This window comes from Microcoleus sp. A003_D6 (assembly GCF_036702825.1).
GTDB lineage: Bacteria > Cyanobacteriota > Cyanobacteriia > Cyanobacteriales > Microcoleaceae > Microcoleus.
The window spans coordinates 26,842-34,740 of record NZ_JAUBWA010000079.1; the positions used below are offsets into that span (position 1 = coordinate 26,842).

Annotated in this window: 8 protein-coding genes and 1 tRNA gene; 1 reads left to right on the forward strand and 8 read right to left on the reverse strand. The window is 45.7% G+C overall.

The window, feature by feature from the left end; all coding sequences use genetic code 11:
- Nucleotides 1–11: 11 nt before the first annotated feature.
- From QUB70_RS20820 to QUB70_RS20830, 3 genes are all read right to left on the reverse strand, one after another.
- Nucleotides 12–638 carry a Uma2 family endonuclease gene (locus QUB70_RS20820; protein ID WP_332983162.1) on the reverse strand — a complete coding sequence of 209 codons (627 nt, stop codon included), beginning with the start codon at nucleotides 636–638 and terminating at the stop codon, nucleotides 12–14.
- Between the two features lie 58 nt (nucleotides 639–696).
- Complete coding sequence (locus QUB70_RS20825; protein ID WP_332983163.1) at nucleotides 697–1,014, reverse strand: type II toxin-antitoxin system Phd/YefM family antitoxin; 318 nt, start codon at nucleotides 1,012–1,014, stop codon at nucleotides 697–699.
- Nucleotides 1,015–1,258: 244 nt separating this feature from the next.
- Nucleotides 1,259–1,717, reverse strand: a complete 459-nt coding sequence (locus QUB70_RS20830) for a DIP1984 family protein (RefSeq protein ID WP_332983164.1) — start codon at nucleotides 1,715–1,717, stop codon at nucleotides 1,259–1,261.
- Between the two features lie 506 nt (nucleotides 1,718–2,223).
- Here QUB70_RS20830 and QUB70_RS20835 point away from each other — a divergent pair.
- Nucleotides 2,224–3,195 (forward strand): IS110 family transposase, encoded by a 972-nt coding sequence (locus QUB70_RS20835; RefSeq protein ID WP_332983165.1) that lies wholly within the window; start codon nucleotides 2,224–2,226, stop codon nucleotides 3,193–3,195.
- A 112-nt stretch (nucleotides 3,196–3,307) separates the two neighbouring features.
- Here QUB70_RS20835 and QUB70_RS20840 read toward each other — a convergent pair whose 3' ends face one another.
- From QUB70_RS20840 to QUB70_RS20860, 5 genes are all read right to left on the reverse strand, one after another.
- On the reverse strand, nucleotides 3,308–4,741 hold the full coding sequence (locus tag QUB70_RS20840) for a hypothetical protein (protein ID WP_332983166.1): 1,434 nt from the start codon (nucleotides 4,739–4,741) through the stop codon (nucleotides 3,308–3,310).
- Between the two features lie 206 nt (nucleotides 4,742–4,947).
- On the reverse strand, nucleotides 4,948–5,433 hold the full coding sequence (locus QUB70_RS20845) for a hypothetical protein (RefSeq protein WP_332983167.1): 486 nt from the start codon (nucleotides 5,431–5,433) through the stop codon (nucleotides 4,948–4,950).
- Between the two features lie 126 nt (nucleotides 5,434–5,559).
- Nucleotides 5,560–5,631 (reverse strand) — tRNA-Leu (locus QUB70_RS20850).
- A gap of 376 nt (nucleotides 5,632–6,007) precedes the next feature.
- A complete protein-coding gene (locus tag QUB70_RS20855; RefSeq protein ID WP_332983168.1) occupies nucleotides 6,008–6,208 on the reverse strand; it encodes a hypothetical protein in 201 nt (66 codons plus the stop codon).
- Nucleotides 6,209–6,837: 629 nt separating this feature from the next.
- Nucleotides 6,838–7,800 (reverse strand): GNAT family N-acetyltransferase, encoded by a 963-nt coding sequence (locus QUB70_RS20860; protein WP_332983169.1) that lies wholly within the window; start codon nucleotides 7,798–7,800, stop codon nucleotides 6,838–6,840.
- Between the last annotated feature and the right edge of the window lie 99 nt (nucleotides 7,801–7,899).

Below are 7,899 nucleotides of genomic sequence, written 5' to 3' on the forward strand. Positions count from 1 at the left end.
GATATTAAATCTCAACTTCCCCCTAAATTTTCTCTAACTCTTTCCCGAAACTCCAACACCGCCTCAAGAGGATCGGGGCGTTGTACATACTCCGCCAGCAATGATAAATCTAAATTGGGCAACAACTCGCTTTCCTGGATTGTTTCATATTCCTCTCCCCGCAGATGATAAACCTCAAAGCGACGATTTTTCCAGAACCAAACCTCTGTGATTCCGAGCTTTTTGTAAACAGCTAGCTTATCCAGGCCGCCACTGCTGAGTACCACCTCGATCGCCAAATCGGGAAACTCTTTTTCTGTGCCTATACAATAGCACTCATCCGGTTCTGTACCGCCCTTTTTTGCTTGGATGCGAAATGTTGTTGAGCCCAATCCCCAAAACCGAGTGCGTGTTTCTTGAAAATACGCTTCTAGCAGCATCCCAATATTGGTTTTATCTCGATCGTGACGGCGACTGGGGGACATAATTTCCAGGACTTCTTCTAAATAAGTAACCCGATACCAAGGACTATCTCCGAGTTGAGTCAGTAGTTGTTCATACTGTTGCCAACTTACCCCGCTGGTAATAAATCTTTCCACGGGATCTTCGGTTAAAAGCTCTAATTGGGTTGCTAAATCTTTAATTAATATTGAAGTCACCAACCGCTCCTCCCAAGTTTAGAGTATAGTAGAAGATTGTGATTCTGTCATCAATGGTTTAACTGGCGATCGCTAGCTCATTTTCACTATCATCCTCTTCATTAATCCCAAATTTTTTGCAAATTTCATCGAGTGTCTGAGGTTGAATGACTCTTGATTTAGCTCGCTTCAGTGCCGTTAACAAGCGAGTTGCATTAGCAGGCGATCGCAGTAAGTAAAGCGTTTCTAGCAAACTTTCTAATTCTGCCTCAGAAATCAAAACCGCATTTTTGTCGTTAGGTCTAGTAATAACTATTACTTCCCCAGTTTCAACAGCGCGATCGCAAATTTTATCTAAATTAGTTTTAGCCTCAGCAGATGTCATTTGAGTTGACATTATACTATAATTCCCCATACTTTTTGCAATTGAGCAAGAAACCCCTAACCCACCCTCACCAATATCAATAGACCTGCACGCGGTAGTAACTTTAACAATGCCCTGTACGCTTGTAACAATACTGGGCTTAATTTGTGAGGTTTTAGAATGACCCCTCATTCACTCAGCCGCTAAGCGGCTGATGCCAATTTAACCCAATTGGCTGGGTTTGTGCTCGCTTCTATTGCATTGGCTACCAACTTGCTCAATCGATAAGTTCAGTATTCCAGTTTGCTTGCTGTATTTTAGTATCTAACTCCCGATACTGTCTAGACATTCGATCCATTTGCGTTTGCAGTTCACCAACGTCGATGGTACTAAAAAATTTGACTTCCGATCGAGTATAGCGGTCTTGCCTAACAGCAGTTTCGTCAACTAAAGACTTGTAGATGCCGCGCTTAAGCGCGAGAACATCTCTCTTGGCTAAAGCATCCGATAAACTCACTCCATCTTCCAGAGTTGTCAGCGAATTAGTCTTGTTAATTTTCTTAATTAAGTCTTCCAGTTCTTGCACCCCTGCATCTACTTCGCTAATCAGTGCTTGGGGATTTTCTGGAGGTTCTTCTCCTTCTTGTACTTTAGCACTTCTTGTCAATCTGGCTCGCAGTTGTTCCATTCTTTTTTGACAGTCAGCTCTTAAAATTAAAGCTTCAGCTAGTTTCATAGTGTGTTGTCCTTCAGCTTCGTGCCAATTGTAGCTATATAAGTAGATTGCGATTTACCGTTGGGTGGGGGCGGGTTTACGAGATTGTCGATTATCGGCAATTATTGTCTGTGAACCCGCCCCTTGTATCTTGAAATAGACAAGCTATCAAACCGCAGACCGCAGGCTGTCGAACCGCAGACACGGTTGTAATCGAACCGCAGACACGGTTGTAATTGAATCGTAACACGAGTAAAGATAAAGAAACCATTAAAGTTTCTTGCCTATAGGTACAGGTGACAGTACAAAGTGTTGTGATCGGACATCAGAAATCGGTGAAGTTGGCCCGCCCCTTAGACTAAAACAAGTCTGCTGTGTAGATAAGCTCCCATTACTGATGACAGGCGCATACAAAAAAAACTGGACAGTATCTTAGGCGCTCGTTTTCACGGGACAGCCTGCATTTATAAGGTTAGTTAAATTGCCTGTCATGTTCTTTCATACAAATAGGGAGATCGGAGCAAACAATGACACCCACATTTTTAGGCATAGATATCAGTAAAAAAGACTTTCATGTCGTTTTACTGAAAGAAGAGCGTGGCTCAAAACCCAAAAAATTCACTAATAATACCGCAGGGTTTGAGAGCTTAAATCAGTGGCTCAAAAAGCAAGGTGTCGAAAAACTTCATGCTTGCATGGAAGCCACCAGCATTTACGGAGATGCCCTAGCTGAATTTCTGTATGAAGCAGGCTATCAGGTGAGTGTGGTTAATCCGGCTCGGATTAAAGGGTTTGCTAAAAGCGAACTTTTGCGTACCAAAACTGACTCGGTAGATGCAGCATTGATTGCTCGTTTTTGTGCGGCTATTAAACCGTCACTTTGGAAGCCAACCCCGATCGAAGTCAAGGAATTACAAGCTTTATTGCGACGACTAGAATCTTTGACTCTTATGTATCAACAGGAAGAAAATCGTTTGGAAACAGCTACAGCAACTGTGGCTAAACTTACGAGAGCTCATTTGGATTACATCAAAGAACAACAAGCCGAAATCAAAAAAATGATTAGCGATCATTTTGACCAACATCCACATTTAAAACAGCAGCGTGAGCTGTTGACTTCGATTCCAGGTATTGGAGAACAGACGGCTGCTGTATTGTTAGCTGAAGTTGGTCGGATTGAAGATTACAAAAATGCCCGCCAATTAGCCGCTTATGCAGGTTTAACTCCCTGTGAGCGTAGTTCAGGAACTTCTGTGCGTGGCAAAACTCGTTTGTCATGTACTGGTAATGTCCGGCTACGAAAGGCATTGTATATGCCTGCGGTGGTGGCAATGCGTTGTAATCCTTTGCTCAAAGCCGTGAGTGAGCGATTGTTGGGTCGTGGAAAGGTCAAGATGCAGGTGATTGGTGCTCTGATGAGGAAACTGGTGCATTTGGCTTTTGGGATTTTAAAGTCCCAAAAGCCTTTCGATCCAACTTATTTGCTCGCTACCCCTTGACAGATCAAGACAGTATCTACAATACCGGGAATTAGATCGTAACTGAGCGCTCCAACTTGATATTACAGCCGCTTGAGACTAAGAAATAAGGTCGCAGCGCGCACCCTACAATTTACTTATCATCTCTCACAGGCAGCGACGTGTCCAGAATTTCCATCAACAACTCCAGCCGCGAAGGACGAGACAACATCGGCACTAAATTCGGCAAGGAGTAGTAATCGCCGGCAAACGTAAAGGTTTCTACCGACACTTGTTTGTCCTTTAATTGCTTTTCCACATAATCGCAGTAAGCGCCAACTCGCACAATCACCACATTAGGAATTACCCCCAAACTGCGGCAGTAATTCTGATAAGCATCAACCAAATAAGGTGCAGCGTTTTCGCCTTCATCTGTTACCATAATGAATTGCTCGACAACCTGCTTCTTAATTCGCATTGCTTCCACCGCGCAACCGCAACTTGTGCCGCCGCCAGCGCGAATGTGCTTGAAAGCGCGTTCCCAGTCTGTCAATTCGCTGCCGTTTGCTTGCACTGGATACGGCATCGTGTCAAAGGCGTAGACGAAAAGTGCCGCGTCGGAAATGCCGGAAATTAAGGCAGCGAGACGCTTCCCGACTTCGATCGCACTTTCCATTGAACCCGACTTGTCAATCAACAAACCAGTGGCTTTCGCAATCTTGCCGCGCTTCTTCACCTGTTCGTTTGTCACCGCTTCCAGCTTCGCCGCGGTTGCTGCGTCGAAGTTCGCGCCCGCGCCCGCAACACTCGCTTTGTAAGCAGAAACGCGCGAGCTCTTTGCCGCTTCATCCAGCTTGGAATCAATCAACTGCTTGACTTCCGCGTGATCCATCGCGCCGCGCGACTGAATCGATTTCAAATTGTTGATAACTTCCTGCGGCGACATCGAGTTAATCAGCGCGGCCAAAACTGTTGGCGTTAGCTGTTTGATCGCACCAACTGCGATCGTATACGGAATCTTGTACTCAACAATCAAATTCGCTTGTTCCGCAGGCGTCGCCGCCTTTGCCAACTGCTTCAAAACGAATGCTAGAGAGTCTTCCGGCGGATTGTCTTTAAACAGGATAGCATTAGCCCGATCGCTCGGCTTGACGTGCAGCGTTGCGTACAAATGCTTCATCGCCTTGCGGTTGCGGATGGCGGCGCGATCGAAAAACTGTGCATTCTTCTCCCGCGATTTCAGATAGCGAGTGACAGCAGTGCGCGCACTCCGAGGCACCTTATTCTGGTGCCGCTTCATAAAGTCCACAATCCGCGAAACCTCGTAGGGAGGGAACTCTTGCAGCATCATAAACCCGGCATCCCGGTGTTCCGTCAGCGCCGAAGTCAGCAAATTTCCGACAAAAACTTCCTTGTGGTCGCGCACGTCGCCTTGACGCTGATACCACACCGCTAAATGACCGTAAAAAATCGGGTCTAATTCGACAATTAACTTGTGGATTTCTGCCACCTTTTCCAGTTGACGGTGAGGAGTGGTGAGCAGGCTGTTGAGCATTTCTAAACGTAAATCGCGCTCTAATAAATTCATTGGTGCTACCTCCTATTTCGATTTTCGATTTTCGATTTTGGATTATTGTAAGGAGTATCCAAAAATCAGCGGGTAGCAGTTGTTGCACGCTTGGCAATGAATATAATAGTCACCGCGCAAGTTTGGAGAGCTTTTTTTTATAACCTGGATAGGGTTGGTATGTAAGCTCTCCGAATTGGGGCGCGGCAACAACTGCTATTTTAAAATTATTTCAGGGAAACTTGTTTGAGTTCGATCGCTCTCAAATCCGGTTCAACCCAATTAATCCGAGCTTCCCAGGACATCAGGCGATCGCGCGTGTAATAGCGAAATGGTAAAGTGCGTGAAGCGGAGCTATCCCGTAGGGAATCGGCGTATTTTGCAATCAAACCGTTAGCCAGATGTACGATCGAGCAATTGTGGCTTTCATCGGCGAGATATCGGCGAACAGTTCGCACCCAAAACAGCGTTAGCGTTTCGTGATACCCGCTGTTTTGTGTGATTTCAATTCCTTGAACCGAGTTGTAACGTTTAATCCCATTGCGAATCGCATTGATCGCCTCTGACTCCGAGTCATAAAACAGATACCACAGAGCAACCGTTAAATGCGCTTCGTGCGTCCACTCGCTGCGCGGAAGGCTGCATTCTTGGAAGGCGTGGAGGAGGGTATCTATCTCGTTGGGCGATCGGTAAATTGCCAGTCTTTTTTTCATGGCTAATACCATTTATTTTTAACGACGGAAGTCTTTAATACACACAGAATTCCTTAATTATTAGCCTGAATTAACCACAAAGCTTTATATCATTAAAAGTCACTTCGCGCAAGTTAAGAAAGCCGTTGGCACATACGCAGGAGTTGAACCCGCGACCTTTTCTTTTTAAGAGAAATGCTCTACCAAGAGCTAGTATGTAAGCTTCCTTCATTAGGGCGCGAAGTGGAACTTTTAAGCGCCCGATAGATATAAAAAATTCAGCTATAAAAGGCGGCGCACAAGTCAGAGAAGCTTTGTTTTTTAGGCCTCGCGGCGAGTAGGAATCGAACCTACGATTCGATTTTAAGTCGAACGTTTCCAGTTTGTAAGCTTCTTTAGTTGGGGTGCGCCTCCGACAACTGATGATTTTTTGATCCCGCGCAAGTTTGAAAAGCTTTTGACAACTTCTAGCGTGTTTGCCATTCCACCATAAAGGCCGAAGCCTTCAGCGGGACTCGAACCCGCAATCTTTTCAGAACTAGAACCCTAATGTGTGTAGGCTTCTCGAATTGGGGCGCGGAATAAAAGTTAATTCTTAGCCGTAAACGGCTTCTGGACGGACAATTAAATCGCCGCTGGGACGGCGATCGATAACGTAAGACTCGAAGCGATCGCCCTTGACATCAAAATGGTTGGCCAGACGTTCCTTAATAGCCTTGTCGCTCATTCCTGCCGCGATACCCACTTGGTTTTCTGCCAAGTCGTAGGAACGTCCTTCAAAACGAATGTGAACCATTACCGATACCTCCTAGAGCAATTTTGGATTTGGGATTGGTAGCTTATCTGCTCTCGACTTTGGCTTTTTGTGAGACGCTGGCAAATTGCCTGTATCGGTAAAGATTCACGAAATGTGATAATCTTTACTAAAATAAGCGCCGTTCTAAATGATAAGCTTGTTTGATTTTGCGGATTTCCTCAGCCTTTTTGGTGGATTGAAATCGGGCAGAGTTTGTCTGTTCTGAATCCGCGTTAAATTCGTTAAAATTAGACTTATTCAGTACCATCTCTGGCTTTGAGCGAGTCAGTTTGTAAGCGAACAGTCTGGTGAAAAGTAACAACATGACAATCGAGTCTGTATTGCAAGACTTTCAAATTGATGTTCCTTGAAATTTTGAGCAATATTTAGTTGTCAAGGTTCAGAATTTGCACGGAAAATACAGGTTTTTGCTTGTCCTGCGCTTTCGATATTTACATACTACATATATACTACACAGGTGTCAAGGGGGTAGCAAAAGTTTTTTAGATAAAACTTACACGAGTGGCGAGAAACCAGGTTTTTTCAGGAAAATATTTCGTTGCAACCCCCAGATTCGTTAAAAAACCCGGTTTCTTGGGTCAAAGCGCGATCGCGAACTGTAACATGGATTAAATATCCTTAACATAGGAAATACTGTCGCGAATATTGTGGAAACCGACTGATTCGTAAAGTCGCAATGCACCTGATGAATTTTCAGCATCAACGCCGAGAATAGCAGTAGCGACACCGGCAGCTTTCAGCCGATGCAAACCCGCCAGCAACATAGCTCGTCCCAATCCCATTTTGCGGAAGCCGCGCCTAGTGCCGAGACAAGCAATCCAGCCTTCATTGCGCCCGGTACGATCGCACTCTTCCACACTAATCTCGCAGTAACAAAAACTGACAAATGTGCCGTCACCAGCAACAGCAATCAAATCTAAATCATTTCTGTAATCGGGTTTAGCTAATTCGTGCTTAAATTTATCCACCGTTAAATCGTGATGATTCCAGTGATCGATAAATGACTGGTTGAACATTTCTACCCAAGCTGCCGCATCCTGTTCGCCGGGGAACTGAATGAGGGCAAAACCTTGTGGGAATTGCGGTTCTGGGATTGGTTCAGAGAGCGATCGCGCCATGCGGTAAAAATAGCGATCGACCTTAAAACCATTACTTGTCAGCACAGAAATGCGATCGCAATCCTCAGCGCGAGCGTAGGTTCGCAGCTTCACGCGCCCGCCCCGCACCGCAGACACATCGCACATCCGCACTTCACCCCAGGCGATCGCGGCTGCTTCCACATCGCCTCCGCGCACACCTGGGTGGACGCGAAACCACAGCCAACCGTCAATTACTTCACCCGGTTCAGAAACCGACAACTGAGCAAAACCGATTAATTTTCCCTCCGCATCTTCCCAAAGGCGGATATCGCGGTCTTTGTTGAAAAACGGGGCGTTAAATTCTTGTTGTAGTTCCGAGATGGAAGTGCCTTCATCGAGCCGATCGACTTCTTCGCAAGTATTGATTAAATGGGCGATCGCACTTAAATCGCGATCGCCCGCATAGCAGCGCCCCGAGAGATTTGCCATCATAGCTAATCACCATTTCCTGTTGTTATAGGAAATACCCTGAAAACCCCGTGACTTCAGTCCGGGGATGAAAGGGAGTTGCAGGATTTATCCTGCCTACTA